This is a genomic window from Paracoccus sp. NIOT.M2S5SZ12, assembly GCF_057748165.1.
The window spans coordinates 68,691-93,869 of the sequence record NZ_JBYLFR010000009.1; the positions used below are offsets into that span (position 1 = coordinate 68,691).

Here is a 25,179-nt window from a genome sequence, read left to right on the forward strand (position 1 = left end):
ATGCTTACAGCGCGGCCAAGATGCGCGCCGCCTCGTCCTTGCAGGGCGTCAGGGCGGCGCGGTCCTCGCCCGGATAGAACCGCGCACGCACCGCCGTGGGCATGGGCGCGGGCGCGTCGATCACCACGCGCGGGCCGGTCTGCACCGTCTCGGCCTGCCAGCTGCGGGCCAGCGCGATCTGCGCCGCCTTGGTCGCGCCATAGGCGCCGAAGAACTTCTGCCCGCCCCGCGCATCGTCGAAGAACAGCGCCGTGCCCCGACGCTGGCGCAACAGCGGCTCCAAGAGCGCGATCAGCCCGCGCGTCACTTCGATGTTGGTCAGCACCGATTTCGCCCAGTCCCGCCCCTCGATATGGGGCGCGGGCGCCATGGGTGCGGCATGGACCGCGCAATGCGCCCAGAGATCCAGGCCACCCCACCGGCCGGTGATGGCATGCACCATCTGCTTCATCGCCTCCGGCTCGGTCACGTCCATCGGCGCCAATGTCGCCTGACCGCCCACCGCGCGGATGCGGTCGTCCAGCTCCTCCAGCGCGCCCACGGTCCGCGCCACCGCCAGCACGTGATAGCCCTGTGCCGCCAGCCCCTCGGCCAGCGCCGCCCCCAGCCCCCGAGAGGCCCCCGTCACCAGCGCCAGCCGGGCCGCGCCTGTCTGTTCGATCTCGCTCATGTCCGGTCCCTTGCCACCGCGCGTCCCCCCGCGCAACCACGAAAAAGGGGCCCCCGAAGGGACCCCGATGCCTGACCCGGCAGGACGCTCAGCGCGCCTTCAGGTCCACATAGTCGCGGCGGTCGCTGCCGACATAGAGCTGGCGCGGACGGCCGATCTTGTTCTGCGGATCGCCGATCATCTCTTTCCACTGCGCGATCCAGCCCACCGTGCGCGACAGCGCAAAGATCGGCGTGAACATCGAGGTGGGGAAGCCCATCGCCTCCAGGATGATGCCCGAATAGAAATCGACGTTGGGATAGAGCTTCTTCTCGATGAAGTACTCGTCCTCCAGCGCGATCTTCTCCAGCTCCTTGGCGACCTGCAGCGTCGGGTTGTCGCCCACGCCCAGCAGGTCCAGGACCTCGTCGGCCGATTCCTTCATGACCGTCGCGCGCGGGTCGAAGTTCTTGTAGACCCGATGGCCGAACCCCATCAGCTTGAACGGGTCGGACTTGTCCTTCGCGCGGGCGATGTATTCCGGGATCCGGTCGACGGTGCCGATCTCGCGCAGCATCTCCAGGCAAGCCTGGTTGGCGCCGCCATGGGCGGGACCCCAGAGGCACGCGATGCCCGCCGCGATGCAGGCGAAGGGGTTGGCCCCCGACGATCCCGCCAGACGCACGGTCGAGGTCGAGGCGTTCTGCTCGTGATCCGCATGCAGGGTGAAGATGCGGTCCATGGCGCGGGCCAGGGCCGGGTTCACCTCGTATTTCTCGGCCGGGACCGAGAAGCACATGTTCAGGAAGTTCGACGCGTAATCCAGGTCGTTCTGCGGATAGACGAAGGGCTGGCCGATCGAATACTTGTAGGCCATCGCCGCGATCGTGGGCAGCTTGGCGATCAGGCGGATCGCCGCGACCTCGCGCTGCCACTCGTCGTTCACGTCGGTCGAATCGTGATAGAAGGCCGACATGGCGCCCACGACGCCGACCATGGTCGCCATCGGATGCGCGTCGCGACGGAAGCCGCGGAAGAAGTTGTGCATCTGCTCGTGCACCATCGTGTGGCGCGTGACGCGGGCGCGGAAGTCGTCCATCTGCGCCTCGGTCGGCAGCTCGCCGTAGAGCAGCAGATAGCAGACCTCCAGATAGCAGGATTTGGCGGCCAGCTGCTCGATCGGATAGCCGCGATACCACAGCTCGCCCTTGTCGCCGTCGATGAAGGTGATCGTCGAATCGCAGCTGGCGGTCGAGGTGAAGCCGGGGTCGTAGGTGAACACGTCCGCCTGCCCGTACAGCTTGCGGATATCCAGCACATCCGGCCCCTTGGTGGGCGACAGGATCGGCAGGTCATAGTCCTGCCCGTTCAGATGCAGTTTAGCGGTCTTGTCGGCCATGCGAAGGCGTCCTTCCGGCTAAGCCCGGTCGCCCGTCGCAGATCCGGCAGGCAGCCATGGGCATGTGGGGGCAGGCCTCAGCCTGCCAAATCGGTCTGGTCCTGAAGCCGGGCCAGAGTTTCCTCGCGGCCAAGCGCAGTCATCATGTCGAACACACTGGGGGTGGCGGTGGTCCCGGCCAAGGCGGCGCGCAGGGGCCCCGCGATCTTGCCCAGTCCGACGCCGTTTTCCTCGGCGACCGCCTTGGCCGCCGCCTCCAGATCGTCTCGGCTCCAGCTATCATTCTGCACTGCGGCAGTCAATGATTTCAGCATACCACGGGATACCGTATCCAGCGCCTTGGCCGCCTTTTCCTCCACGGGAACAGGGCGTTCGACCATCGCGAAACGGGCCTGATCCAGCAGCGCCGGCAGGGTCTTCGCCTTGTCCTTCAGGGCGCCCATCGCGCCCAGGATGCGCTGACGCTGCGTCGCGGTCAGCACCGGCGCGCCGGTCTCGGACAGGTAATCCTCCAGCGCGGCCAAGACCTGATCGTCGGCCATCCGGCCGATATGGTGGCCGCTGACATGCTCCAGCTTCTTGAAGTCCAGGCGCGCGGGCGCGCGCCCGATCCCCTCCAGCCCGAACCATTCGCGGGCCTGGGCGTCGTCGAACAGCTCGTCGTCGCCATGGCTCCAACCAAGCCGCGCCAGATAGTTGCGCATCGCCGCCGGCGGATAGCCAAGCGCTGCGAATTCGTGCAGGCCCACCGCGCCGTGGCGCTTGGACAGCTTCTTGCCGTCCTCGCCGTGGATCAGCGGGATATGGGCATAGGTCGGGCGCGGCCAGCCCATCGCGTCGATGATCTGGATCTGGCGCGCGGTGTTGGTCAGGTGGTCGTCGCCGCGGATCACATGGGTCACGCCCATGTCGTGATCGTCCACCACCACGGCCAGCATGTAGGTGGGCGTCCCGTCGCTGCGCAGCAGCACCATGTCGTCCAGCTGGTCGTTGGCCACGCGCACCGCGCCCTGCACCTGATCGTCGATCACCGTCTCGCCGTCGCGCGGCGCCTTGAGGCGGATCGCATAGGGCGCGTCGGGCAGGTCGGTCGCATCGCGCCACGGGCTGAGGAAGGGCTGGCGCGGGTTCGCCTCGCGCCAGGCCGCGATCTCGTCGGTGGTGGAGAAGCACTTGTAGGCCGAGCCCCGCTCCAGCATCTGGCGCGCGACCTCGGCATGGCGGTCCCTGCGTTCGAACTGGCTGACGGGTTCGCCGTCCCAGTCCAGGCCCAGCCAGGTCAGCCCCTTCAGGATCGCCTCGGTCGCCTCGGGGGTGGAGCGGGCGCGGTCGGTATCCTCGATCCTCAGCAGGAACTTGCCCCCCCGCCCCCGCGCGAACAGCCAGTTGAACAGCGCCGTCCGGGCACCACCCACATGCAGATATCCGGTGGGAGAGGGGGCGAAGCGGGTGACGATCTGGGTCATGGCGGCCTTTGGCAGGTTCGTGGCGGCGCGGCGTTAATGCTTTGGTAAGCATCCCCGTGCCATCTTGCGGCCAAGTGATAGTCACCGGGTCGCGAAAGGACAAGGATGTTGCCCCAGACGGGCGCCGCCGCAGCGCCCCCGACCCTAGCGGCCCGACCCGCAAAGCGCGCCCACGCCGCCCGCGCCCGCACACCGGCGACAGTCCGGGCGGGGCTGTTTCCCTGGGTGCCGACCTGCCTCTCGGCCGGGATCGGGCTGTGGTATCTGGCTCCCGCATTGCCCGGCCCGGCCTTCTGGGCCGCGCTGGCGGCGGTTGTCGCGGCCTGCCTGTGGCTGGCCCTCTCCGCCCCGCGATGGGCGGCACGGGGGCGGCTTGGCTGGGAACGCGCCGACATGCTGCATCTGGGCGCCATCGCGCTGTGCCTCACGGCCTGCGGCACCGGCCTGATCGCGTTCCGTGCCCATCAGGTCGCGGCCCCGGTGATGGAGTGGCGCTATTACGGCCCGGTCGAGGGGCGGGTGATCCATATCGACCGCTCGGGGCGCGACCGGATGCGGCTGACGCTGGACCGGGTCGTGCTGCGCGACACGGCGCCGGGCCGCACCCCGGCGCGCGTGCGGCTGTCACTGATGGGCGAGGACCTGCTGCCCCCTCTGGGCCAGCGGGTGATGCTGACCGGCCATCTGGGCCCGCCCCCCGCCCCCGCATCGCCGGGCGGCTTCGATTTCCGGTTGTTCGCGTGGTTCGACAGGCTGGGCGCGGTCGGCTATTCCCGCACCCCCATCATGGCCGTGGCCCCGCCCGAGGGCGGCCTGTGGTGGGCGCATCGGGCGCGCATGGCGATCAGCGCGGCCCTGCAGGAGCGGATCGGCGGACAGGCCGGGGCGGTGGCCTCGGCGCTGATGACCGGCGACCGCTCCGGCATCTCGGAGCAGACGAACGAGGTGATGCGCGCCTCGAACCTCTACCACATCATCTCGATCTCGGGGCTGCACATGGGGATGCTGGCCGCCTTCGTCTATGGCGGGGCGCGCATCGGGCTGGTCGCGTTGCAGGCCGCGGGGATCGGCCTCGCGCGGCCCATGCACAAATGGGCCGCCGTCATCGCGCTGGCGGCGGCGGCGGCCTATCTGTGGCTGTCGGGGGGGGGCGTGGCGACCGAGCGTTCGTTCATCATGGTCGCCGTCATGCTGGGCGCGATCATCGCGGACCGGCGCGCCGTCTCGCTGCGCACCGTGGCGCTGGCCGCGACCATCGTGCTGATCTACTCGCCCGAGGCCCTGGTCAGCGCGGGCTTCCAGATGAGCTTCGCGGCCACCATCGCGCTGATCCTGTCCTACGGCCCCTGGGCGCGGATGCAGCCGCATGTGCCGTGGTGGGCGCGCGCGGTCGCGATGCTGATCCTGTCCTCGCTGATCGCGGCGCTGGCGACCTCGCCCATCGCGGCGGCGCATTTCAACCGCATGGCGCATTACGGGATCGTGGCGAACCTGCTGGCGGTGCCGGTCATGGGCACGCTGGTGATGCCCGCGGGCGTGATCGCCGCGATCCTCGCCCCGCTCGGCCTCGAGGCTCCGGCCCTCTGGGTCATGGGCATCGGCACGGAATGGATGCTCTGGGTCGCGCGCTTCGTCGCGGGCCTGGGCGGCGCGGTCACGGGCATCGCCAAGCCGCCGTCGGCGGTCGTGCCGCTGATGGGCTTCGGCGCGACGCTGGCGATCCTGTGCTGGCGCCCGCGCGGTCAGCGCGGGACGCTGCGCGGCGCGGGGCTGGCGGCGGCGCTGGCGATGCTGGCGGCGGCGGCGCTCTTGTGGCTGACCGCCACGCGGCCCCTGCTGCTGGTCGCGCCCGAGGCCGAGGCCGTGGGGCTGATGACCCCCGCGGGCCGCGCCATCTCGAAACCGACGGGCGGGTCCTTCGTCGTCTCGACCTGGCTGCAGGAGGATGGGGACCTGGCCGATCAGGAGCAGGCCGCCGCCCGCCCCGCCTGGTCCGGCGACGGACGCGACCGCCGGGCGGATCTGCCCCAGGGCTGGCAGGTCTGGCACCTGACCGGCAAGGGTGCCGGGGATCGCGCGGCCGAGGCCTGCCGCCCCCGCCGCATCGTCATCGCGACAGAACCCGTACCGCTCGACGATCCCGCGCCCTGCCTTCTCCTCGACCCGCGCCGCCTCAGGGATACCGGCGCCGTGGCCATCGGCATGACGGTGTCGGGACCCGTCGTCACGGGCACCGCACCCATGGCCCTGACCCTCGGACGCTGACGGCGCCGGGCGACATCGGACAGGTTTTTACGACCCCGCGTGCCGGCCCGACCCACGGGACGACGCCGGCCGGGGTCGTCGTCACGCCCGCGTCAGGCGCGCCACCAGACGCCGCGTCACCGGCGCCACGATCAGCACCGCCGGAAAGGCCACCGCCCAACTGGACAGCCAGTTGCCCAGCCACAGCCCGCCCAGTCCATTGACCAGCCCCACCGCCCGCAGCGTCGCGATCCCCGAGACCAGCGACGACATCAGCCCTGACAGGATCAGCCCGAACAGGACGGGCGCGAACCGGACGGGTATCAAGGCGCGGACCCGGACGTCACCACGTCACGCGACCTCGGCAAAGACCTTGCCCAGGGCCTTGTCCAGCTTCTCGAACATCTCGTCCATCTGCGCGGGCGTCAGGATGAAGGGCGGGCACAGCACGATCGACTGCCCCAGGGGGCGGCAGATCAGCCCCATATCGGTGCAGGTGTTGGCGATGCGTTCGCTGACCGACAGATGCCCCTCGAAGGGGGTCTTGGTCGCCTTGTCGCGCACCGCCTCCAGCGCCCACATGAAGCCCACGCCGCGATATTCGCCGATATTGGGGTTCTTGGCCAATTGCCGCAGCCCGTCCTCGAAACGCGGCGCCAGGTCGATGACGTTCTGCGCCAGCCCCTCGTTCATCACCACGTCGATGGCCTTCAGCGCGATGGCGCATCCCACCGGATGCCCCGAGGCGGTGAAGCCGTGCGGAAACTCCTCGATCTTGTCGATGGCGGCCTGCAGGCGGTCGGTCAGCTCGGGGCCCAGGATCACCGCTCCCATCGGGAACAGCCCCGCCGTCAGGTTCTTGGAGCTGATAATCGCGTCGGGCACGAAATCATAGGTGATCGAGCCCCAGGTGTTGCCCGTCCGCCCGAAGCCGCAGATGACCTCGTCCGCGATCATCGGGATGCCGTGCTTTCTCAGCACCGGCAGGATCGCCTGAAAATAGCCCTCGGAGGGCGGGATGACCCCGCCCGCGCCCTGCACCGGCTCGGCAAAGAAGCCCGCGATGGTGTCCGCCCCCTCGCGCTGGATCGTCTCGTCCAGCTCGCGCGCCAGCCGGGCGGTAAACTCGGCCTCGGTCTCGCTTTCTTCGCCATAGCGCCAGTAATGCGGGCAGGTCAGGTGGATGAAGCCCGGCAGCGGCAGGCCGAAGACCTCGTTATAGGGCTTGCCGGTCATGCTGGCCGAGACCGCCGTCACCCCATGATAGGCGTTCCAGCGCGTCAGGGTCTTGCGCTTCTTCGGATTGCCCTCGCTCGCATGCATGAACCACAGCATCTTGACCATGGTGTCGTTCGCCTCGGAGCCGGAGTTCGTGTAGAACACCTTGCCGCGCGAAAACGGCGACACCTCGATCAGCTTCTCGGACAGCATCACCGTCTGGTCGGACATCCGTCCAAAGAACGCGTGATAGCCCGGAAAGCGGTCGTACTGATCCTTGGCGGCCTGGGCCAGACCCTTGTGGTCGAAGCCCGCGACCATGTTCCACAGGCCCGAATTGGCATCCAGATAGCGGTTGCCGTTCACGTCCACCACATAGGGGCCCTCGCCATGGGTCAGCACAACCGCGCCGCGCTTGTGCACGCTTGGCAGGTCGGTGAAGCCATAGAGCGAATATTCGTCGGCGCGTGCTTCCCAGCTTTGCGGGGTGGTCATGGGCGGTCTCCTTGCCGGATCTTGGGGACAGGCTAGCCGGGCACCGGGCCGCGTTCAATGGGGGACGCTTGTGCAGATCGTGCAACCGGGGCAGAGTTCGCCCGAACCGACGGAGGAGCCCCCATGAGACATCTGATGCTGGCCGCGGCCGCCACCTTGGCCTGCGCCACACCCGCCCTGTCCGAGAACCGCATCGACCTGATCCGGCCCGACGCGCCGGAACTGGCGGCGCGGGGACCGCATCCGGTCGGCGTGCGCGCCCAGAGCTTCACCGATCCCGACCGCATCGACGTGATCGCCGCCATCGAACAGGGCGGCACCCCCACCGCCGAACGGGTGCTTCAGACCGAGATCTGGTACCCCGCCGCCGACGGCACCCAGTCCGGGGTCACCTATGACACCATCCTGCGCGACGGCGTGACCCCCACCATCCTCACCGGCAGCGCCGCCCGCGACGCGGCCCCGGCCGAGGGGTCCTTCCCCCTGGTGATCCTGTCGCACGGCTATCCCGGCAACCGCTACCTGATGAGCCATCTGGCCGAGAACCTGGCCTCCAAGGGCTATGTCGTGGTCGCGGCCGATCATCCCGAAAGCACCTATGACGACCAGCAGGCCTTCGCCTCGACCCTGGTGAACCGGGCGGTGGACCAGCGGTTCCTCCTGGACAGCATGGCCGGGCTGGAGGGCGATCTGGGCGCGATCACCGATGCCGACCGCGCGGCCGTCGTGGGCTATTCGATGGGCGGCTATGGTGCGCTGATCTTCGGGGGCGCGGGCCTGTCGCCCACCGCGCTGGAGCGGACCGAGCCCGCCGGCTTCGTGCCGCCCGCGGGCCTTCTGGACCGCCTCGCCGCTGGCGGCGAGGATCACGCGGCCCTGGTCGATCCGCGCGTCAAGGCGGTCGTGGCCATCGCCCCCTGGGGCCGCCAGCACGAGTTCTGGGACGCGGACGGGCTGAACGATCTGGCCAAGCCGCTGCTGCTGGTCTCGGGCAGCGACGACGACGTGTCCGTCTATGACGCGATCCGACAGGTCTTCGACCAGACGACCGCGACGACGCGGCACCTGCTGACCTTCGATCACGCCAACCACAACGCCGCCGCCCCGATCCCCGCCCCGGCCGAGGCCTGGGCCTTTTCGCAATCCCTGGGCCGCGCGCCCTTCGACCATTACGCCGATCCGGTCTGGGACAGCGTGCGGATGAACAACATCCTGCAGCATTTCACCACGGCCTTTCTGGATCAGCACCTGAAGGGCGAGGATCGCGGCGCCTTCCTGGACCTGGTGCCCGATGCGGCGGACGGGGTCTGGTCGGTCGATGATGCGGGCACGCCCGACGCGGCCCACAGCTATTGGGCGGGCTTTCCCGAGCGCAGCGCCAAGGGCCTGATGTTCGAAACCAAGAACGCCGGTCAGTGAGCCATCACGGGCGGCGCAGGCCGATCTGGTCCAGCGCCGCCTCCAGCGCCGTCAGCGGGCGGCGATCGCCCACCAGCGCGTCGAAGCGTGCGCGCAGGGCGGCCTTCTCCGCGCCCTTGCAGTCGTTCCAGGGCCGCCCCTGCAGCGCCATGTGCAGGACGTAATAGCCGATGAAATGCGGCCTCTCGCCCGATGCCATCAGCGCCACATAGGCTGCATCCGCCCCCATCGCCCTGAGCGCCGCCGCGTCCGGCACGCCTGCCGCGATCAGCGCCCGCGCCGTGGCGGGGCCGATGTTGCGGATGGTGGTCAGGTCGCTCTCCATCCCGTGCCTTTCCAAAAGCCTGCATTTCCTGTATCGCTGCGCGACCTTCAGGAACAGGCATGACATGACCGCCCATAACCCGGCCGCGAAGAAACTGTTCATCAAGACCTACGGGTGCCAGATGAACGTCTATGACAGCCAGCGCATGGCCGAGGCCATGGGCGCCGAGGGCTATGTCCTGACCGAAGATCAGGGGCAGGCCGACATGGTCCTGCTGAACACCTGCCACATCCGCGAGAAGGCGGCCGAAAAGCTCTACAGCGACCTGGGCAGGCTGAAGCCGCTGAAGGCCGCGCGCCCCGACCTGAAGATCGGCGTCGCGGGCTGCGTGGCCCAGGCCGAGGGAGCCGAGATCATCCGCCGGATGCCGCTGGTCGATCTGGTCGTGGGGCCGCAGACCTATCACCGCCTGCCCGCCATGGTGCGCGGCGAGGCCCCCGCCATCGACACCGATTTCCCCGAGGAAGACAAGTTCGACCACCTGCCCGCCCGCCGCGCGACGCGGCGCGCGCCGGCGGCCTTCCTGACCGTGCAGGAGGGCTGCGACAAGTTCTGCGCCTTCTGCGTGGTGCCCTATACCCGCGGCGCCGAGGTCAGCCGACCCGTCGAACGCATCCTGTCCGAGGCCCGCGACCTGGTGGAACGCGGCGTCCGCGAGATCACCCTGCTGGGCCAGAACGTCAACGGCTGGCATGGCGGAGAGGGCGGTTTCGGCGCCCTGATCCGCGCCTTGGCCGACATCCCCGGCCTGGACCGCATCCGCTACACGACCAGCCACCCCAACGACATGGCCGACGACCTGATCGAGGCGCATCGCGACGTGCCCCAGCTGATGCCCTATCTGCACCTGCCGGTGCAGTCGGGCAGCGACCGCATCCTGAAGGCGATGAACCGCAAGCACACGGCCGAGCAGTACCTGCGCCTGATCGACCGCATCCGCGCGGCGCGCCCCGACATCCTGCTGACCAGCGACTTCATCGTGGGCTTTCCCGGAGAGACGGATCAGGACCATCAGGACACGCTGCGGCTGGTCCGCGAGGTGGGCTTCGGCACGGCCTTCAGCTTCAAGTACTCGCCGCGTCCCGGCACGCCCGCCTTCGACCGCCCCGAGGTCGAGGGCGCCGTGGCCGACGCGCGCCTGCAGGAGCTGCAGGCCCTGCTGACCCAGCAGCAGCAGGCCGTCCAGCGGTCGATGGTGGGCCGCACCGTCCAGGTCCTGTTCGAGAAGCCCGGCCGCGAGGCGGGCCAGATGGTGGGCAAGTCCGACTATCTGCACCCGGTCTTCGTCGCCGCCCCCGACGTGCAGGTGGGCGATCTGCGCGCCGTGCGCATCCTGTCCAGCCAGCGCAACTCGCTGGAGGGCGTGCTGGTCTGACGGAATAAGGGCCCCCGGCAGGATCGCACAATCAGCCGGGGGCCTTTCCCCCACGCGGCTTGGCCTGCGCGGAAGCGGTGGTCGCGGGGATGCCGCGAAGCTCTGGCCGACCCCCCGCTGGATGCGCGAACAGGGCGGGGGGCCGGACCCTCCGCCGCACGTTCAGCGCAGCGGAGGCCGTGGCCGGTCGAGGGTCCTCCCCGCCGGAGATCTCCGGCCGCGGCACCTTTCCGGCCGCGCGTCCGATCGGGTCGATTCGTCGTCCCGTGATGCCGGTCTAAGCCACCGCAGCCGCCGCTTCCTTGATCCGGATCAAATCGCGCGATTGATCGGGATCAAGGCGCCCCGCCCCGCCCCGCCGCAGGATGGGTCGGACGGCAACAGGAGGCGCACATGGCCTACAAGACGATTCTCACGGTTCTCAGCCACCCGGCGCAGATCGCGCATCTGGACGGCGCCGCCGCCCTGGCCGCGTCCGAGGATGCGCATCTGGACATCCTGTGCCTGGGCGTGGACTTCAGCCAGGCGGGCTACTTCTTCCCCGGCGGCACGCCCTATGGCTGGCAGGAGGCGATCGCCACCGCCACCCAGGATGCCCGCGACCTCGAGGCGCAGGTGCGCGCGCATATGGGCGCGATGCACGACCTGCGCTGGTCCTGCGAGGCGGCGGTGACGCAGACCCTGGGCATCGCGGCGCTGGTCGGGCTGCGGGCGCGGTTCTCGGACCTGACGGTCCTGGCCAGCCCCTATGCCGAAGGCCAGCCCGCCGCGGCGCAGGAGGTGCTGGAGGCCGCGCTGTTCCAGGGCGGCTGCCCCACGCTGATCCTGCCCCCGGACCGCAGCCCCGCCCTGCCGCCGCAGCGCGTCCTTCTGGCCTGGAACCAGTCGGCCGAGGCCCTGGCCGCGACCCGGCGCGCCCTGCCGCTGCTGCGCGCCGCCCGCATGGTGGAGATCGCCTGCATCGATCCGCGGCAGGACGGGCCGGAACGCTCGGACCCCGGCGGGGCGCTGGCGCAGATGCTGACCCGGCACGGGGTCGCGGTCCAGATCGCGGTCCTCGCGCGCCGCCAGCCGCGCATCAGCGACGAGATCAACCGCCGCGCGGTCGAGATCGACGCCGACATGGTGGTGATGGGCGCCTATGGCCATTCCCGCCTGCGCGAGGCGATCCTGGGGGGCGCCACGCGCAACATGCTGGAACAGGCGCAGCTGCCGGTCTTTCTGGCGCGCTGACCGCCGGACCGGCGCGCCGGCAGGGGGGTGCGGGGGGACGGCCAGTCCCCCCGCCGTCGCGGGACGCAATCAGACGCCGCGCCGGTTGCCCCACAGCATCACATGCAGCTGCGGCAGGACGCGGGGCCGGAACCAGCCGTCGGCGGTCACCCGCTCGACCAGCCACAGCAGGCGGTCGGCCACGTCCTGGGCCGCGACCGGCACCTCCGGATCGACCTCCGGGTTGCCCGGCTGCAGCACCAGCGGCAGGTCCGGGTGACGCCCGGCCCAGTCCCGCGCCCAGGCATAGTCGACCTCGTCGAAGATCACGATCTTCAGCACCGTCGCCACGCCGCGCCCCGCCGCAAGGCAGGCCTCGAAGGCGGCCGGGTCGGGCCGCTCTCCGCTGGAGGGGGGCTTCGGGCTCAGCACCAGCATGTCCAGATCCGCGAACCAGTCGCGCGCGATGGACCCCTGCGTCTCCAGCGCGAAACCATAGCCCTCGGCCCGCCCCAGGGCGATCAGCGGCCCGAAATCCTGGATCGCCGGGTTCCCGCCCGAGATCGACACCGTCAGCGGCCGCCCGCCCGACAGGGTGCGCACCCGGTCCATAACCGCCGCGGGCTCCATCGCGGCCCAGCTGTCGCGGTGGATGCCGTCCACCGCATGCAGCGAATCGCACCACGAACAGCGATAGTCGCAGCCGCCTGCCCGCACGAAGACCGTGGGCTGCCCGATCAGCGCGCCCTCGCCCTGGATGGTCGGGCCGAAGATCTCGGCGATCCGCAGCCGGGTCACGGCCGATACTCCGCCCAGGTCTTGGGCGTCTCGCTGACCTTCACCGCACTGGTCTCGGGCCAGCGTGTGCGGCACCAGTCGAACAGGTGCCGCGCCAGGTTCTCGGCGGTCGAGGGCACGTCCAGCACGTCATTCAGGTGCCGATGGTCGAAGCTGCCGTCCAGATAGGCCTTCAGCGGCGCCAGCTCGTGATAGTCGCGCACGAACCCGTCCGCGTTCAGATCGGGCGCGGCCAGCTCGATCACGACGACATAGTTGTGGCCGTGCAGCCGCGCGCATTGGTGATCGGCGGGCAGATGCTCCAGCCGGTGCGACGCGCTGAAATGGAACTCCTTGCTGATCCGGAACATCACGCACCCCCCGCCGCATGGGCCGCCACCGCCGCCTGCCAGAAGTCGGGATCGTCGTAGTCCGTCGGGTCCGCGACCCCCGCCAGATGGAACGCCTCGCGCCGCTCCACGCAGGTGCCGCAGCGCCCGCAATGCCGCACGCCTCCCTTGTAGCAGGACCAGGTCTGCGCGAAGGGCGTCCCCGCCCCTGCACCGGCGGTCACGATGTCGGCCTTGGTCGCATGGACGAAGGGAACCTCCAACGCGACATCGGCGTAACCGTCCAGCGCCGCGCGCTGCATGGCGGCAAAGGCGTCGGTGAAGGCCGGGCGGCAGTCGGGATAGATGAAATGGTCGCCCCCATGCACCGCGGCGGCCACCGCCGCGTCGCCATTGGCCGCCGCGATCCCGAAGGCCACGGTCAGCATGATCGCGTTGCGGTTGGGCACGACGGTGACGCGCATGGTCTCCTCGGCGTAATGGCCGTCGGGCACCGCGACCGCATCGGTCAGCGCCGATCCAGACAGCGCCGCGCCCAGGCCCGACAGGTCGACCAGGTGGAACGGCACGCGCAGGCGCTCGGCGCAGGCGCGGGCAAAGTCCAGCTCCTTGCGGTGGCGCTGGCCGTAATCGAAGCTGACGATGCGCGAGAGCCGCCCCTGCGCGGCGAGGACATGGGCAAGCGAGACGGAGTCCAGCCCGCCCGAACAGACGAGAGCAGTCTTCATGATGTGAACCCTTGTTTTTGTGACCCGGGTAGGCTGCGACCGGGAGGCCGTCCTCTAGCAGAGCCGGACGGCAAGGAAAACCCCCGCGCCCCTCAGGCGGATGCGCGGCCCGCGCCGTCGTCGCCCGATACCGCCAGCAGGCGGGCATAGTCGGGCAGCACGATGCCGCGCTTGCCCGCGACCTCGACCAGCCCCTCCTGGCGCAGGGCGGTAATCTGGCGGCTGACGGTCTCGATCGTCAGGCCCAGATAGTCGCCCATCGCCTCACGGCTCAGCGGCAACTCCAGCGCGATGCGGCCCGCGGGGCGGCGCCGGTCCAGCATCGCCTGCCGCCGGGCGATGATCGCGATGAACGAGGCGATCTTCTCGCGCGCCGTCTTGCGGCCCAGCAGCAGCATCCATTCACGCGCCGCGTCCAGCTCGTCCAGGGTCATGGCCAGCAGGCGCTGCGGCAGATGCGGCATGCGCTGCATCATTTGCTCGAACGGCGCGCGGCGGAAGCAGCACAGCAGCACGTCCGTCGCCGCGCGGGCATGATAGCTGGCCCTGTCGCGCCCCGGACGTCCCAGGAAATCACTGGGCAGCAGCAGGCCGACCATCTGCGTGCGCCCGTCCTCCAGCGTCTGCGTCAGCGTCGCGACCCCGCTGACAACCGAGGCCACGAAATCCATCTGGTCGCCTTCCCAAAGGATCGACTGCCCTGCCTCGAAGCTGCGATAGAACTTCATCCGCTCCAGCTGGGCCAGCTCGTCACCCTCGCAGGTCGCGCAGACCGCGCGATAGCGGATGGGGCAGTCCCCGCAACGCATCTTGTCATGCGCGGGATCGGGGCCGACGGAGGGGGACGTGGCAGGCTTGCGCATGCCCTGATGCTAAGCCGCGACCCTCCGCCGCGCAACCGATCCAAATGAATTTGTTCAAATTTATCGAAGGGCTGCCGGGTCAGTGCGCCTCGGCCCAGTTCATCCCCTGCCCCGCATCCACGACCAGCGGCACCGACAGGCGGACCGAGGGTTCGGGCGCGGCCTCCATGACGGCGCGGGCGCGGGCGATCAGGTCGTCCACCGCATCCTCGCGCACCTCGAAGACCAGTTCGTCATGCACCTGCAGCAGCATCCGCGCGGGCAGGTCGGCGATGGCGTCCGGCATGCGGATCATCGCCCGGCGGATGATGTCGGCCGCGGCCCCCTGGATCGGCGCGTTGATCGCCGCACGCCGCGCGCCCCCGGCCGCCGGCCCCGAAGTGTTGATGCCCGGCGTGTTGATGCGCCGCCCGAACAGGGTGGTGACGTATCCGTCCTGCTTCGCATCCGCGACCGTCTTGTCCATATAGGCCCGGATCTCGGGGAACCGTTCGAAATAGGTGTCGATGAAGCTCTGCGCCTCGGCCCGCGGGATGCGCAGGTTCCGGGACAGCCCGAAGCCCGAGATGCCGTAGATCACGCCGAAATTGATCGCCTTGGCGCGACGGCGGATCATCGGGTCCATCCCCTCGACGGGGACGCCGAACATCTGGCTGGCGGTCATGGCGTGAATGTCGATCCCCTCGCGGAAGGCCTGCTTCAGCGCCGGGATGTCGGCCACATGCGCCAGGATCCGCAGCTCGATCTGGCTGTAGTCCAGGGCCACCAGCCTGAACCCCTCGGGCGCAATGAAGGCCTGGCGGATGCGGCGGCCTTCCTCGGTCCGGATGGGAATGTTCTGCAGGTTCGGCTCGGTCGAGGACAGCCGCCCCGTCTGCGCGCCGGTGATCGAATAGCTGGTATGGACCCGCCCCGTCTCGGCATTCACATAGGTGGGCAGCGCGTCGGTATAGGTCGATTTCAGCTTGCTGATCTGGCGCCAGTCCAGCACCCGCGCGGGCAGATCATGCCCTTCGGCGGCCAGGTCCTCCAGCACGTCGGCGCTGGTCGAGAACGCCCCGGTCTTGCCCTGCTTGCCGCCCGCCAGTCCCATCTTGTCGAACAGGATCTCGCCCAGCTGCTTGGGGGAGCCGATGTTGAAGCTCTGCCCCGCCAGCCCGTGGATCTCATCCTCCAGCCCGGCCATCTTCTGCGCAAAGGCGTTCGACATGCGCTTCAGCACGTCCGTGTCGATGCGGATGCCCGCCATCTCCATCTGGGCGAGGACCGGGATCATCGGGCGTTCCAGCGTGTGATAGACGGTCGAGACCTTCTCGACCGGCAGCGTCGGCAGGAAATGCTGATAGAGGCGCAGCGTGACATCGGCATCCTCGGCCGCATAGGGCGCGGCCTTGTCGATGGCGACCTGACCGAAATGCAGCTGTGCCTTGCCCGACCCGATCAGCTCCTTGATGGGGATGCACTTGTGGCCCAGATAGCGTTCGGCCAGCTCGTCCATGCCGTGATTGTGCGTGCCCGCGTTCAGGGCATAGGACATCAGCATGGTATCGGCGACCGGGGCCATCCGGACCCCGTGGCGGGCCAGCATCTTCCAGTCGTACTTCAGGTTCTGCCCGATCTTCAGGATCGCCGCATCCTCCAGCACCGGCTTCAGCGCGGCCAGCACGGCGGCGGGGTCCAGCTGACCCTCGACCCGCGCGGATTGCCCGAACAGATCGTCCCCGCCCGCGACATGGCCCAGGGGGATGTAGCAGGCCCGCCCCGGCGCTGTGGCCAGGCTGATGCCCACCAGATCGGCCTGCATCTCGTCCAGGCCCGTGGTCTCGGTGTCGATGGCGACCTGGCCCGCCTCGCGGATCGCGGCGATCCAGGCGTCCAGCGCCTCGGGCGTGGTCACGGTCTCATAGCCGCCCGTGTCGATGGCGGGCTGGTCGGGGGCCGCGGGCGCCTCGCTGGCGGGGGCGGCCTGCACAGCCGGGGCCTCGGCGCCCAGGGATTCGGCCACGCGGTTCGTCAGCGTGCGGAACTCCATCTCGGACAGGAAGGCCAGCAGGCGCTCGGCATCGGGGGCCTTCACCTCAAGGGATTCCAGCGTCACGTCCAGCGGCGTGTCGCAATCCAGCTGGACCAGGCGCTTGCTGATGCGGATCTGGTCTGCATGCTCGATCAGGGTCTGGCGGCGCTTGGGCTGCTTGATCTCCTCGGCACGCGACAGCAGCGTCTCCAGATCGCCGTATTCCTGGATCAGCAGGGCCGCGGTCTTGATGCCGATGCCGGGCGCGCCCGGCACGTTGTCGACCGCATCGCCCGCCAGCGCCTGCACGTCGACGACGCGGTCGGGACCGACGCCAAACTTCTCAAACACCTCGTCCGGGCCGATCAGCTTGTTCTTGATCGGGTCCAGCATGTCGACACCATCGCCGATCAGCTGCATCAGGTCCTTGTCGCTGCTGATGATCGTGGCCGTGCCCCCGGCATCGCGCGCCGCGCAGGCCATCGCCGCGATGATGTCGTCGGCCTCATAGCCCTCGGTCTCGATGCAGGCGATGTTGAAGGCGCGGGTCGCGTCGCGAGTCAGCGGGAATTGCGGGCGCAGATCCTCGGGCGGCTCGGGTCGCTGCGCCTTGTAGGCGGGATAGATCTCGTTGCGGAAGGTCTTGGAGGAATGGTCGAAGATCACCGCCGCATGGGTCGGCGCGGTATGCCCGTCATCGGTCTGCACATAGCGCCACAGCATGTTGCAGAACCCCGCGACCGCACCCACCGGCAGCCCGTCCGACTTGCGCGTCAGCGGCGGCAGCGCGTGATAGGCGCGGAAGATGAAGGCCGATCCGTCGATCAGATGAAGATGACACCCCTTGCCGAAATGCTCGCCCATGATCACCTGTCCCTCTGCTGTCAGGCCCGTCTTGTGCCATGACATGGAGCGATCTTCCAGCCGGATGCCCCCATGCCCAAGATGCGCCGCAAATCCGACCTGCCGACCAAGATCTGCGCGGCCTGCGGCCTGCCCTTCGCCTGGCGCAAGAAATGGGAGCGGGATTGGGAGAACGTGCGCTACTGCTCGGACCACTGCCGGGGCAAGGGCAAGGCCCGCGGGGACGCGCCGGGCGGCCGTGCCGCCCCGGTTTGACGGCCCCCTCGATGGGGGGCGGCAAACCGTCGCGGGTCGGGACGATCCTCAGCGGGTCAGTGGTCATCGTGCGCGTGATCGCGGTCGATCACGAACCGCTTGTCGCAATAGCCGCAGTCGACGAAGCCCAGGTCCGGGCTGATCGCCAGCCAGACCCGCGGATGGCCCAGGCCCGCCGCGTCGTCGCCGTCGCAGCAGACGCGCCAGCGGGTGACGACCTCGGTCACCGGGGCCGGGCGGCCCTGCGCCTCGGGTCCGGTATTGGTCGACAGCGGGGTCTCGGGCGTCACGTGCTGCGTCATGGCTGGCCTTCTTGTGGCGGCGTGCTTCATCTGGTCTAACCCCATTAGCGCAGCGCCGCCTGCCTTCGCAAGCTCTGCAAGGAACGCCCCATGCCCGACGCCATCCAGATCACCGGTCTTCGCAAGACCTATGCCGCCCAGGGCAACGCCCCGGCCAAGGACGCGCTGAAGGGCATCGACCTGACGATCCCCCAGGGCAGCATCTTCGGCCTGCTGGGTCCGAACGGCGCGGGCAAGTCCACGATGATCAACATCCTGGCCGGGCTGGTGAACAAGACCGCCGGACGCGTGTCCATCTGGGGCTTCGATCAGGACGTGAACCCGCGCCAGTCGCGCGCCGCCATCGGGGTCATGCCGCAGGAGCTGAACATGGACCCGTTCTTCTCGCCCCGCGCCAGCCTGGAGGTGCAGGCGGGCCTCTACGGCGTGCCGAAAGCCGAACGCTGGACTGACGAGCTGCTGGCGCTGGTCGGGCTGACCGATCAGGCCAATGCCTATGCCCGCGCGCTGTCGGGGGGCATGAAGCGGCGGCTGCTGCTGGCCAAGGCGCTGGTCCACCGCCCGCATATCCTGGTCCTGGACGAGCCGACCGCGGGCGTCGACATCACCCTGCGCGAGATGCTGTGGAAGAACGTCCGCCGCCTGAACGAACAGGGCATGACGATCATCCTGACCACCCACTACCTGGAGGAGGCCGAACAGATGTGCGACGAGATCGCCATCATCAACCACGGCCAGGTCGTCGTGCGCAAGCCGACCCGCGACCTTCTGGGCCAGGCCGAGAGCAAGACCCTGGTCATCGAGACCGAGGGCCGCCCCGCCCTGCCCCCGCTGCCCCGGGACGTGCGCGCGGAGTGGCGCGGCGACGGGCGGCTGGCCGTGACCTACAACCGCCGCGCGCTGCGGGCCGACCAAATCCTCGACGCGCTGCGCGGCGCGGGCTGGCCGATCATCGACGTGGCCAGCGAACAGGCCGACCTCGAGGACGTGTTCCTGTCACTGACCCGCAGCTGATCCCGGCATAGGCCCATCCCTGACAACCCAAGCCCCCTCCCGGCGTCGCGGCCAGGCCCGGGGGTCGTGCCGCTGTGGCCGCGTTACCATTGCGGTCGTGGGCGGTCCAGCCATCACCATGGCCTGCCATTGCCGGGGCTTTCAAAGGATAACCGCCTCAACCTTCTCGCTTAGCGGGCTGTGGTACGAGGGCGGCGTGACGATAACCGGCCCGACCGTGCCCGGCGGCCTGCAAGGCGATCTGGACTATCGCTGTTGCGCCTTCTGCCACAACTGGGTCTGAACCCGTGCGCCTTTCCTGGGACCGATGATCAACATTCGCACCCCTATGATCGAGGGGGTGGCCGACACGCCCCCCTTCACCGAATGCTGCACGGAGGAACGCCTGCCATGAGTTGCCACCGGCGCCACGCAAAGCTTTGCAAGCTTTCCACCCAAGGACGCCTTCGCGGACTTGATGGCGGCCTTTGCGGCGCGCGCCTAGGTCCGCGCCCCGATCATCGGTCCCATCACCGCGCCGCCCAGGATGTGCAGGTGGAAATGCGGCACCTCCTGCACGCCGTCGGGCCCGGCATTGGTGATCGCGCGGAAGCCCTGGCCGCGGTCCAGCGACACGCCCAGCATCGCGCAGACCTCGGCGCAGAGCCGCATGAAGCCCGCGATCTCGGCCTCGGACGCATTGGCCGCGAAATCGTCGAAGGCGACGTAGCGGCCCTTGGGGATGACCAGCACGTGATGCGGGGCCTTGGGCGCGATGTCGCGGAAGGCCAGCGCGTGGTCGTTCTCGGCGACGGTGTCGTTGGGGATCTCCCCGCGCAGGATGCGGGCAAAGATGTTGCTGTCGTCATAGGCCATGAGGTCGTCCTTCAATCGGCAAAGAGATACGGGATGTCGTCCAGGATCGCGCGGGCCTCCTCGGCCTGCACCCCCAGGAAGGCCGCCAGCGCCTGCGCGTTGCGCGCCGGGTCCGCCCCGTCCGCGATGGTCTCCAGATGGGCGAAGCCCGCCTCCTTCAGGCGGTCGGCCTCGTGCTCGAGGTCGCTGCGCATCACCGGCAGCAGCCGGTCGACGACCTCCGCCGGCGCATCCGCCGAGACCAGCCCCACCCGCCCCATGTGCCCGCGCACATAGTCGTCGTCGAAGCGGCTCTCGATGAACAGCACGCGCGTCCTGGACCGGTCGCCGTCGAAATCCGCGATCAGGCTGACCGCCGACGGGTCCACGCAGAAGACCAGCCGGTCCGCGCCGAACTGCTCGAACATCAGCTTGACCAGCGCGCGGCGGTGGCGGGCGCGCTTGGCGACGGTGCTGGCGACGCCGCCCATGTCGGGCAGGTTCGCCTCCTCCTCGTTGAACAGATAGTCGACGGCGGGGATCTCGGTGCGCGCCCGGATCGCGGCGGTCAGGCGCTTGGCGACGTGCCACTTCTTGGCGACGACGATCTGGACCACGCGCTCGGCGCCCAGGCTGCCGTCCGTCTCCCAGAAGCGGGGGGCGAAGCGGCGCCCGATGCGGCCGCGCCCGGTCAGGAAGCTGAACAGCCGCCGCCCCTCGGCCGCGATGGTGAAGGCCTGCCCCTCGGCCTGCCACAGCGCGCCCAGTCTAGCCCGCAGCTCCAGCGCCTCAGGGCTGATCTTGCGCGCGAACAGATAGTCCTGGCGCAGCAGCAGGTCATAGTGGTCGTTGTAGAAGGTCACCGGCATCCCGTAATCGGTGAAGATCAGGAAGGTCAGCGTCCGCGTCCGGATCTGGCGGCGCGGGACGACATGGGCGACCAGCGTCTGAAAGAAGGTCTCGTCGGGAATCCAGGTCGTGCTGAAGAAGCGCACGATCTCGGGACGCCGCGCGATCAGCTCCAGGATGGCCTCGACCGTCTGGCGGCGCAGGCACCACCATTGCGACCCGATCATGACCTGCAGGTCCTTGGGGACCTCGCGCGTCAGCCTGAACCGCTGCTGCAGCTGCAGGCTGGTGTAGAACAGCCATTTCTGCGTGCGCTCGTTGAACCAGTGGCGATGGATCAGCCGCTCCTGCTTGATGCCGGTCTTGATCCAGTCGCTCTCGAAGAAGTCGAAGCTCTCGATATAGTCGCAGTCGTCCGCGTCCAGAAAGTTGCGCGCGAACTCGGCCGACTTGATCGGCATGCAGTCGCCCGAAAGCATGTAGAAATGCGTGGCCTGGGGAAAGGCCCGCTCGGCCGCGCGCAGCGCCTCCAGCGTGGCCGCGACCAGCGACCATTCCCCCCATCCGCATTTCAGCCGCCGCGGCGCGAAGGTCACGCCCGGATGGTCGGCCAGCGCGTCCCGGATCTGCTGGAACATTGCCGCGGACGCGCGCCGGTCGAAGTGGATCGACACGAAATCGCCGGTGGCCGTCAGGCGCCGCGCCTGGTCGATGACGCCCTGCGGGTCCTTGTGCGTCAGCAGAATGAAGGCGATGCGTGCCATGATGGGCGTGGTCCCCGGTGACTGATTGCGCGCAATTCAAGGTAAGACGTTGAAATTGTCTGTCGGTTTTGCTTTGTGTGTGTAACCATTTTTATCAATGGGACAAGCGCGACAACCGGTCGAGCCGTCCCCAAGCGTTCACGCGGAGTAGATATCACGATGGGTTTTCCCGGCGTCTGGATGACGGAAAGCGAAAGCATGACCTATCGCGTTGTGCCGAAATGCGCCTGCTCGACCATCGGTCAGATCATGTTCTATTCCGATCATGGGCGGTTCTTCGACGGGGACATTCACGATTCGACCGACGGGATGCACAAATGGGCGCAGGAGCACAGCCATGATCCCATCGAACGGGCGGTGCGCGCGCGCAAAGGCGTTACCTTCACCTGCGTGCGCAATCCTTATGCGCGGATCCTGTCGTCCTTCTTTGACAAGATCGCCGGCATCCAGCGCAACGGGCGGCGCTATCGCGGCAATCTCGTGCCGCAGCTGATCCAGCGCTACGGCATCGATGTCGGCACACCGGAGAACGGCTTCGACTTCGACCAGATCGCCAGCTTCCGCCGGTTTCTGCTGTTCGCCCGTGATACCATCCGCTTTCGCAAGCCGATGGAGCCGGACATCCACTGGTCGGCCATGTCGGGCCACATCTCAACCTTCATCGTGAACGGTGGACGCTACGACCAGATCTTTTTTACCGAGGCCTTCAACGACGGGATGGCCAAGGTGCTGGACGCCGCCGACACGCCGGTGGCGGTCGATCTGAATGCCGTCCCCCGGTTCAACGAATCGGAGGGCCACGGCCCCAAGCGCGCCCACAAGGTCAGCGCCTATTTCGACGACCTGTCGCGCCATCTGATCTGGGAGATCTACAAGGACGACTTCCGGCTGTTCCGCTATGATTTCGACGATCCCGACAACAAGATGCCGCTCGGAGAGGTCGACATGGACGAGGTTCACGCAAAGCTGGGCCGCTGAACCCCGCCCCCGTCCGTCATTCCAGATGACTTTCCAAGAACCACAGGTCCTTGTCGGCGGTGCGTGACGCGGCAGTGAACAGATCGGCCGTGTTCGCGTCGCCCGCCTCGTCCGTCGCGTCGATCGCGGCGCGCAGGTTGGCGCCATGCTCGCGCATGCGGGCGCAGATCTCGCGGATGTGGTCGGCGGACTTGGTGAGGTTGGTCGGATAGGGTTTAAGGGTCGAGGTCTTGGCTACAATCTCGGCCGTCCCCTCCGCCACGCCGTCCAGTACCTGCACGCGCTCGGCCATGGTGTCCAGGTGGCCCTGCAGATTGGCGTTCACCGTGTCAAGCAGTTCGTGCACGGCAATGAAGTTGATGCCCTTCACGTTCCAATGGGCCTGCTTGATCGCCATGGACAAAGCCAGCCCGTCGGCCAGCCTCGCGTTCAGTTCGGAAATCGCGGTTTTGCGGGCATTGTCGCTCAGCCCCTTCACGTTCACGGCCATGATCCGGTCACTCCTTCGATTCATCAGTCACGGGTCGCAGGGCAAACCCGATCGCGGCAGCATCGGTTCCGGGGCGGCTCGTCGCATGAGAAACGGCGCCTCCCTTGCGGGGGCGCCGTCGTCGTCGCCGCACCACGGGGCGCGGACAAAAGCGTGGATCAGACCGCGCCCTTGATGAAGGTCACCGCGTCGCCGACGGTCTGGATGGTCTCGGCGGCGTCATCGGGGATCTCGATCCCGAACTCTTCCTCGAAAGCCATGACCAGCTCGACGGTGTCGAGGCTGTCGGCGCCCAGATCGTCGATGAACGAAGCGGTCTCGACCACCTTGTCCTCGTCGACGCCCAAGTGCTCGACCACGATCTTCTTCACGCGATCAGCGATATCGCTCATGTCATATCCTCATTGTCGCGGGCATCCGCCCAAAGTGTTCACGGACACGGGGGCCCGGTTCAAGCCCAGGGCGGTTCCCCTGCTGCTAAAGGCGGGGATATAGCACCCATGAACCCTCATGCAACCGCTTTCGCACGGTTTCGTGCGCGGCGGCCCCGGCGCGCGGCGCCTCAGACCATCGCCATTCCGCCGTTCACATGCAGCGTCGCGCCGGTGACATAGCTGGCCTCGGGGCTGGCCAGATACAGGACGGCAGCCGCGATCTCCTGGGCCGATCCCATCCGTCCGGCGGGAATCTGGCCCAGGATCTTGCCCTTCTGATCCTCGGTCAGCTTGTCGGTCATCGGCGTCTCGATGAAGCCCGGCGCCACGCAGTTCACGGTGATCCCGCGGCTCGCGACCTCATAGGCCAGCGACTTGGACATGCCCACGACGCCGGCCTTGGCTGCGGCATAGTTGCCCTGCCCCGGATTGCCCGTGGCCCCCACGACCGAGGTGATGTTGACGATCCGCCCCCACCGCGCCTTCATCATCCCGCGCAGCACCGCGCGCGACAGCTTGAAGGTGCTGGTCAGGTTGACGTCCAGGACCTGCGCCCATTCGTCGTCCGACATGCGCATGAACAGGTTGTCGCGGGTGATCCCGGCATTGTTGACCAGAATGTCGATCGACCCCATCGCCTCCGCCGCCGCCTTGGGCAGCGCCAGGACCGAATCCGCATCGCCCAAGTTCGCGGTCACCACATGCGCCCGCCCGCCCAGCCTCTCGGCCAGCTCGCGCAGCGGCGCCTCGCGCGTCCCGGACAGCGCCACCGTGGCCCCCGCCCCGTGCAGCGCCTCGGCGATGGCGCCGCCGATCCCGCCCGACGCGCCCGTCACCAGCGCGGTCCTTCCCGTCAGATCGAACATAGCCGCCCTTTCTTCTTCATGAAAATATCCCGGGGTCCGGGGCAGAGCCCCGGTCCGCCCTCAGCGCTTCAGCGCCGCGATGTCGCCCGGCGCGCCGACATTGCACACCGCGGCATCCTTGGCGATCCGCTTGATCATCCCCGACAGGGCCTTGCCCGCGCCGATCTCCCAGAACTCGGTCACGCCGGCCTCGGCCATGACGGCCACCGACTCGCGCCAGCGCACGGTGCCGGTCACCTGCTCGACCAGCAGGCGGCGGATCGCGCCAGGCTCGGTCACGGCCTCGGCGCGCACATTGGCGATCAGCGGCACGGCGGGGGACTGGATGTCCACGCCCGCCAGCGCATCGGCCATGGCCGCGGCGGCGGGCTGCATCAACACCGAATGGAAGGGCGCCGAGACCGGCAGCATCAGCGCGCGCTTGGCGCCTGCGGCCTTCATCGCCTCGGCCGCGGCCTCGACCGCCGCCTTGTGCCCCGAGATCACAACCTGCGCCGGATCGTTGTCATTGGCGGCCTGCACGACCTCCTCGCCGCCGATCTCGCGGCAGATGCGGTCCACGGTCTCGAAATCCAGGCCCAGGATCGCGGCCATCGCGCCGATGCCCACCGGCACGGCCTCCTGCATGGCCTGCCCGCGCAGGCGCAGCAGCCGCGCGGTATCGGCCAGGGTCAGCGACCCCGCCGCGCACAGCGCCGAATATTCCCCAAGCGAATGGCCCGCGACGAAATCCGCGTCCGCGATGCCGAAGCCCTCGGCCTCCAGCGCCCGGAGCGCCGCGATGGAGGTCGCCATCAGCGCGGGCTGGGCGTTCTGCGTCAGGGTCAGCGTCTCGGCATCGCCCTCCCAGATCAGGGCCGACAGGCTCTCGCCCAGGGCCTCGTCCACCTCGTCAAAGACCGCGCGCGCGGCCGGATAGGCCTGGGCCAGGTCGCGGCCCATGCCGATGGTCTGCGCACCCTGTCCCGGAAACACGAATGCCCGCATGGCACTCT

Annotated in this window: 26 protein-coding genes; 8 read left to right on the forward strand and 18 right to left on the reverse strand. The window is 68.7% G+C overall.

The features are described 5' to 3' along the window. Positions 1-4: 4 nt before the first annotated feature. The 3 genes from AC2SGK_RS10060 to gltX all read right to left on the reverse strand — a co-directional run bounded on the left by AC2SGK_RS10060 (position 5) and on the right by gltX (position 3,514). Positions 5-670 (reverse strand): SDR family NAD(P)-dependent oxidoreductase, encoded by a 666-nt coding sequence (locus AC2SGK_RS10060; protein WP_488323417.1) that lies wholly within the window; start codon positions 668-670, stop codon positions 5-7. Positions 671-758: 88 nt separating this feature from the next. Continuing rightward, a complete protein-coding gene (locus AC2SGK_RS10065) occupies positions 759-2,048 on the reverse strand; it encodes a citrate synthase (protein ID WP_349374636.1) in 1,290 nt (429 codons plus the stop codon). A gap of 77 nt (positions 2,049-2,125) precedes the next feature. Then, entirely contained in the window at positions 2,126-3,514 is a 1,389-nt protein-coding gene (gene gltX / locus AC2SGK_RS10070) for a glutamate--tRNA ligase (RefSeq protein ID WP_488323418.1), read from the reverse strand. Positions 3,515-3,619: 105 nt separating this feature from the next. On the opposite strand from gltX, the gene AC2SGK_RS10075 reads away from it, so the two are divergent. Then, positions 3,620-5,779, forward strand: a complete 2,160-nt coding sequence (locus tag AC2SGK_RS10075; protein WP_488323419.1) for a ComEC/Rec2 family competence protein — start codon at positions 3,620-3,622, stop codon at positions 5,777-5,779. A gap of 81 nt (positions 5,780-5,860) precedes the next feature. Here the strand turns inward: AC2SGK_RS10075 and AC2SGK_RS10080 are convergent, their stop codons facing one another. After that, positions 5,861-6,085 carry a DUF2798 domain-containing protein gene (locus AC2SGK_RS10080; protein WP_488323420.1) on the reverse strand — a complete coding sequence of 75 codons (225 nt, stop codon included), beginning with the start codon at positions 6,083-6,085 and terminating at the stop codon, positions 5,861-5,863. Between the two features lie 24 nt (positions 6,086-6,109). Then, positions 6,110-7,471, reverse strand: a complete 1,362-nt coding sequence (locus AC2SGK_RS10085; RefSeq protein WP_488323421.1) for an aminotransferase — start codon at positions 7,469-7,471, stop codon at positions 6,110-6,112. A 123-nt stretch (positions 7,472-7,594) separates the two neighbouring features. Here AC2SGK_RS10085 and AC2SGK_RS10090 point away from each other — a divergent pair, with 123 nt between their 5' ends. Then, positions 7,595-8,890: an alpha/beta hydrolase family protein gene (locus AC2SGK_RS10090; protein WP_488323422.1), complete on the forward strand. Its 1,296-nt coding sequence runs from the start codon at positions 7,595-7,597 to the stop codon at positions 8,888-8,890. Positions 8,891-8,894: 4 nt separating this feature from the next. On the opposite strand, the gene AC2SGK_RS10095 is transcribed toward AC2SGK_RS10090, so the two are convergent. Then, positions 8,895-9,215, reverse strand: a complete 321-nt coding sequence (locus AC2SGK_RS10095) for a TfoX/Sxy family protein (protein ID WP_488323423.1) — start codon at positions 9,213-9,215, stop codon at positions 8,895-8,897. 64 nt (positions 9,216-9,279) lie between these two features. Between AC2SGK_RS10095 and miaB the strand changes: the two genes are divergently transcribed. Both miaB and AC2SGK_RS10105 read left to right on the forward strand, forming a co-directional pair. Beyond that, a complete protein-coding gene (gene miaB / locus AC2SGK_RS10100) occupies positions 9,280-10,590 on the forward strand; it encodes a tRNA (N6-isopentenyl adenosine(37)-C2)-methylthiotransferase MiaB (RefSeq protein ID WP_488323424.1) in 1,311 nt (436 codons plus the stop codon). Between the two features lie 393 nt (positions 10,591-10,983). After that, positions 10,984-11,823, forward strand: coding sequence for a universal stress protein (locus tag AC2SGK_RS10105; protein ID WP_488323425.1), 840 nt, complete (start codon positions 10,984-10,986; stop codon positions 11,821-11,823). 69 nt (positions 11,824-11,892) lie between these two features. Here the strand turns inward: AC2SGK_RS10105 and queE are convergent, their stop codons facing one another. The 5 genes from queE to polA form a co-directional block, all read right to left on the reverse strand. Beyond that, on the reverse strand, positions 11,893-12,600 hold the full coding sequence (queE, locus tag AC2SGK_RS10110) for a 7-carboxy-7-deazaguanine synthase QueE (protein ID WP_488323426.1): 708 nt from the start codon (positions 12,598-12,600) through the stop codon (positions 11,893-11,895). Next, positions 12,597-12,950, reverse strand: coding sequence for a 6-pyruvoyl trahydropterin synthase family protein (locus tag AC2SGK_RS10115; RefSeq protein WP_488323427.1), 354 nt, complete (start codon positions 12,948-12,950; stop codon positions 12,597-12,599). Before AC2SGK_RS10115 ends, queE begins: the two co-directional genes overlap by 4 nt. After that, entirely contained in the window at positions 12,950-13,657 is a 708-nt protein-coding gene (gene queC / locus AC2SGK_RS10120) for a 7-cyano-7-deazaguanine synthase QueC (RefSeq protein WP_488323428.1), read from the reverse strand. The genes AC2SGK_RS10115 and queC overlap by 1 nt, the downstream gene beginning before the upstream one ends. Before the next feature lie 92 nt (positions 13,658-13,749). Further along, the gene (gene fnrL, locus AC2SGK_RS10125) at positions 13,750-14,520 is read right to left on the reverse strand and encodes a transcriptional regulator FnrL (protein WP_488323429.1); all 771 of its coding nucleotides are present in this window, start codon (positions 14,518-14,520) and stop codon (positions 13,750-13,752) included. A gap of 79 nt (positions 14,521-14,599) precedes the next feature. Further along, positions 14,600-17,398, reverse strand: a complete 2,799-nt coding sequence (gene polA, locus AC2SGK_RS10130; protein ID WP_488323504.1) for a DNA polymerase I — start codon at positions 17,396-17,398, stop codon at positions 14,600-14,602. Between the two features lie 81 nt (positions 17,399-17,479). Between polA and AC2SGK_RS10135 the strand changes: the two genes are divergently transcribed. Then, positions 17,480-17,653 carry a DUF2256 domain-containing protein gene (locus AC2SGK_RS10135; RefSeq protein ID WP_488323430.1) on the forward strand — a complete coding sequence of 58 codons (174 nt, stop codon included), beginning with the start codon at positions 17,480-17,482 and terminating at the stop codon, positions 17,651-17,653. 56 nt (positions 17,654-17,709) lie between these two features. Here the strand turns inward: AC2SGK_RS10135 and AC2SGK_RS10140 are convergent, their stop codons facing one another. Beyond that, on the reverse strand, positions 17,710-17,925 hold the full coding sequence (locus AC2SGK_RS10140; RefSeq protein WP_488323505.1) for a zinc-finger domain-containing protein: 216 nt from the start codon (positions 17,923-17,925) through the stop codon (positions 17,710-17,712). Positions 17,926-18,045: 120 nt separating this feature from the next. Here AC2SGK_RS10140 and AC2SGK_RS10145 point away from each other — a divergent pair, with 120 nt between their 5' ends. Together AC2SGK_RS10145 and AC2SGK_RS10150 are read left to right on the forward strand one after the other, a co-directional pair. Continuing rightward, positions 18,046-18,969 (forward strand): ABC transporter ATP-binding protein, encoded by a 924-nt coding sequence (locus tag AC2SGK_RS10145; protein ID WP_488323431.1) that lies wholly within the window; start codon positions 18,046-18,048, stop codon positions 18,967-18,969. Between the two features lie 19 nt (positions 18,970-18,988). Continuing rightward, on the forward strand, positions 18,989-19,252 hold the full coding sequence (locus tag AC2SGK_RS10150) for a GFA family protein (RefSeq protein ID WP_488323506.1): 264 nt from the start codon (positions 18,989-18,991) through the stop codon (positions 19,250-19,252). A 197-nt stretch (positions 19,253-19,449) separates the two neighbouring features. On the opposite strand, the gene AC2SGK_RS10155 is transcribed toward AC2SGK_RS10150, so the two are convergent. Together AC2SGK_RS10155 and AC2SGK_RS10160 are read right to left on the reverse strand one after the other, a co-directional pair. Then, a complete protein-coding gene (locus AC2SGK_RS10155) occupies positions 19,450-19,824 on the reverse strand; it encodes an HIT domain-containing protein (protein WP_488323432.1) in 375 nt (124 codons plus the stop codon). Between the two features lie 11 nt (positions 19,825-19,835). Next, positions 19,836-21,416 carry a DUF5928 domain-containing protein gene (locus AC2SGK_RS10160; RefSeq protein ID WP_488323433.1) on the reverse strand — a complete coding sequence of 527 codons (1,581 nt, stop codon included), beginning with the start codon at positions 21,414-21,416 and terminating at the stop codon, positions 19,836-19,838. A 159-nt stretch (positions 21,417-21,575) separates the two neighbouring features. On the opposite strand from AC2SGK_RS10160, the gene AC2SGK_RS10165 reads away from it, so the two are divergent. Then, positions 21,576-22,394 (forward strand): sulfotransferase family protein, encoded by an 819-nt coding sequence (locus AC2SGK_RS10165; RefSeq protein ID WP_488323434.1) that lies wholly within the window; start codon positions 21,576-21,578, stop codon positions 22,392-22,394. 16 nt (positions 22,395-22,410) lie between these two features. Here AC2SGK_RS10165 and dps read toward each other — a convergent pair whose 3' ends face one another. The 4 genes from dps to fabD form a co-directional block, all read right to left on the reverse strand. Then, positions 22,411-22,908, reverse strand: coding sequence for a DNA starvation/stationary phase protection protein Dps (gene dps / locus AC2SGK_RS10170; protein ID WP_488323435.1), 498 nt, complete (start codon positions 22,906-22,908; stop codon positions 22,411-22,413). A gap of 134 nt (positions 22,909-23,042) precedes the next feature. Next, positions 23,043-23,276: an acyl carrier protein gene (locus tag AC2SGK_RS10175; RefSeq protein WP_136856302.1), complete on the reverse strand. Its 234-nt coding sequence runs from the start codon at positions 23,274-23,276 to the stop codon at positions 23,043-23,045. Positions 23,277-23,446: 170 nt separating this feature from the next. Next, on the reverse strand, positions 23,447-24,184 hold the full coding sequence (gene fabG / locus AC2SGK_RS10180; protein ID WP_488323436.1) for a 3-oxoacyl-ACP reductase FabG: 738 nt from the start codon (positions 24,182-24,184) through the stop codon (positions 23,447-23,449). A 60-nt stretch (positions 24,185-24,244) separates the two neighbouring features. Further along, positions 24,245-25,171: an ACP S-malonyltransferase gene (gene fabD / locus AC2SGK_RS10185; RefSeq protein WP_488323437.1), complete on the reverse strand. Its 927-nt coding sequence runs from the start codon at positions 25,169-25,171 to the stop codon at positions 24,245-24,247. Between the last annotated feature and the right edge of the window lie 8 nt (positions 25,172-25,179).

What these genes read in the sequence shown, in the direction of transcription:
- AC2SGK_RS10060 (WP_488323417.1), bottom strand. Translation starts at nt 670, where the DNA reads ATGAGCGAGATCGAACAGACAGGCGCGGCCCGGCTGGCGCTGGTGACG.
- AC2SGK_RS10065 (WP_349374636.1), bottom strand. Translation starts at nt 2,048, where the DNA reads ATGGCCGACAAGACCGCTAAACTGCATCTGAACGGGCAGGACTATGAC.
- gltX (WP_488323418.1), bottom strand. Translation starts at nt 3,514, where the DNA reads ATGACCCAGATCGTCACCCGCTTCGCCCCCTCTCCCACCGGATATCTG.
- AC2SGK_RS10075 (WP_488323419.1), top strand. Translation starts at nt 3,620, where the DNA reads ATGTTGCCCCAGACGGGCGCCGCCGCAGCGCCCCCGACCCTAGCGGCC.
- AC2SGK_RS10085 (WP_488323421.1), bottom strand. Translation starts at nt 7,471, where the DNA reads ATGACCACCCCGCAAAGCTGGGAAGCACGCGCCGACGAATATTCGCTC.
- AC2SGK_RS10090 (WP_488323422.1), top strand. Translation starts at nt 7,595, where the DNA reads ATGAGACATCTGATGCTGGCCGCGGCCGCCACCTTGGCCTGCGCCACA.
- AC2SGK_RS10095 (WP_488323423.1), bottom strand. Translation starts at nt 9,215, where the DNA reads ATGGAGAGCGACCTGACCACCATCCGCAACATCGGCCCCGCCACGGCG.
- miaB (WP_488323424.1), top strand. Translation starts at nt 9,280, where the DNA reads ATGACCGCCCATAACCCGGCCGCGAAGAAACTGTTCATCAAGACCTAC.
- AC2SGK_RS10105 (WP_488323425.1), top strand. Translation starts at nt 10,984, where the DNA reads ATGGCCTACAAGACGATTCTCACGGTTCTCAGCCACCCGGCGCAGATC.
- AC2SGK_RS10115 (WP_488323427.1), bottom strand. Translation starts at nt 12,950, where the DNA reads ATGTTCCGGATCAGCAAGGAGTTCCATTTCAGCGCGTCGCACCGGCTG.
- queC (WP_488323428.1), bottom strand. Translation starts at nt 13,657, where the DNA reads ATGAAGACTGCTCTCGTCTGTTCGGGCGGGCTGGACTCCGTCTCGCTT.
- fnrL (WP_488323429.1), bottom strand. Translation starts at nt 14,520, where the DNA reads ATGCGCAAGCCTGCCACGTCCCCCTCCGTCGGCCCCGATCCCGCGCAT.
- polA (WP_488323504.1), bottom strand. Translation starts at nt 17,398, where the DNA reads ATGGGCGAGCATTTCGGCAAGGGGTGTCATCTTCATCTGATCGACGGA.
- AC2SGK_RS10135 (WP_488323430.1), top strand. Translation starts at nt 17,480, where the DNA reads ATGCGCCGCAAATCCGACCTGCCGACCAAGATCTGCGCGGCCTGCGGC.
- AC2SGK_RS10145 (WP_488323431.1), top strand. Translation starts at nt 18,046, where the DNA reads ATGCCCGACGCCATCCAGATCACCGGTCTTCGCAAGACCTATGCCGCC.
- AC2SGK_RS10155 (WP_488323432.1), bottom strand. Translation starts at nt 19,824, where the DNA reads ATGGCCTATGACGACAGCAACATCTTTGCCCGCATCCTGCGCGGGGAG.
- AC2SGK_RS10160 (WP_488323433.1), bottom strand. Translation starts at nt 21,416, where the DNA reads ATGGCACGCATCGCCTTCATTCTGCTGACGCACAAGGACCCGCAGGGC.
- AC2SGK_RS10165 (WP_488323434.1), top strand. Translation starts at nt 21,576, where the DNA reads ATGGGTTTTCCCGGCGTCTGGATGACGGAAAGCGAAAGCATGACCTAT.
- dps (WP_488323435.1), bottom strand. Translation starts at nt 22,908, where the DNA reads ATGAATCGAAGGAGTGACCGGATCATGGCCGTGAACGTGAAGGGGCTG.
- AC2SGK_RS10175 (WP_136856302.1), bottom strand. Translation starts at nt 23,276, where the DNA reads ATGAGCGATATCGCTGATCGCGTGAAGAAGATCGTGGTCGAGCACTTG.
- fabG (WP_488323436.1), bottom strand. Translation starts at nt 24,184, where the DNA reads ATGTTCGATCTGACGGGAAGGACCGCGCTGGTGACGGGCGCGTCGGGC.
- fabD (WP_488323437.1), bottom strand. Translation starts at nt 25,171, where the DNA reads ATGCGGGCATTCGTGTTTCCGGGACAGGGTGCGCAGACCATCGGCATG.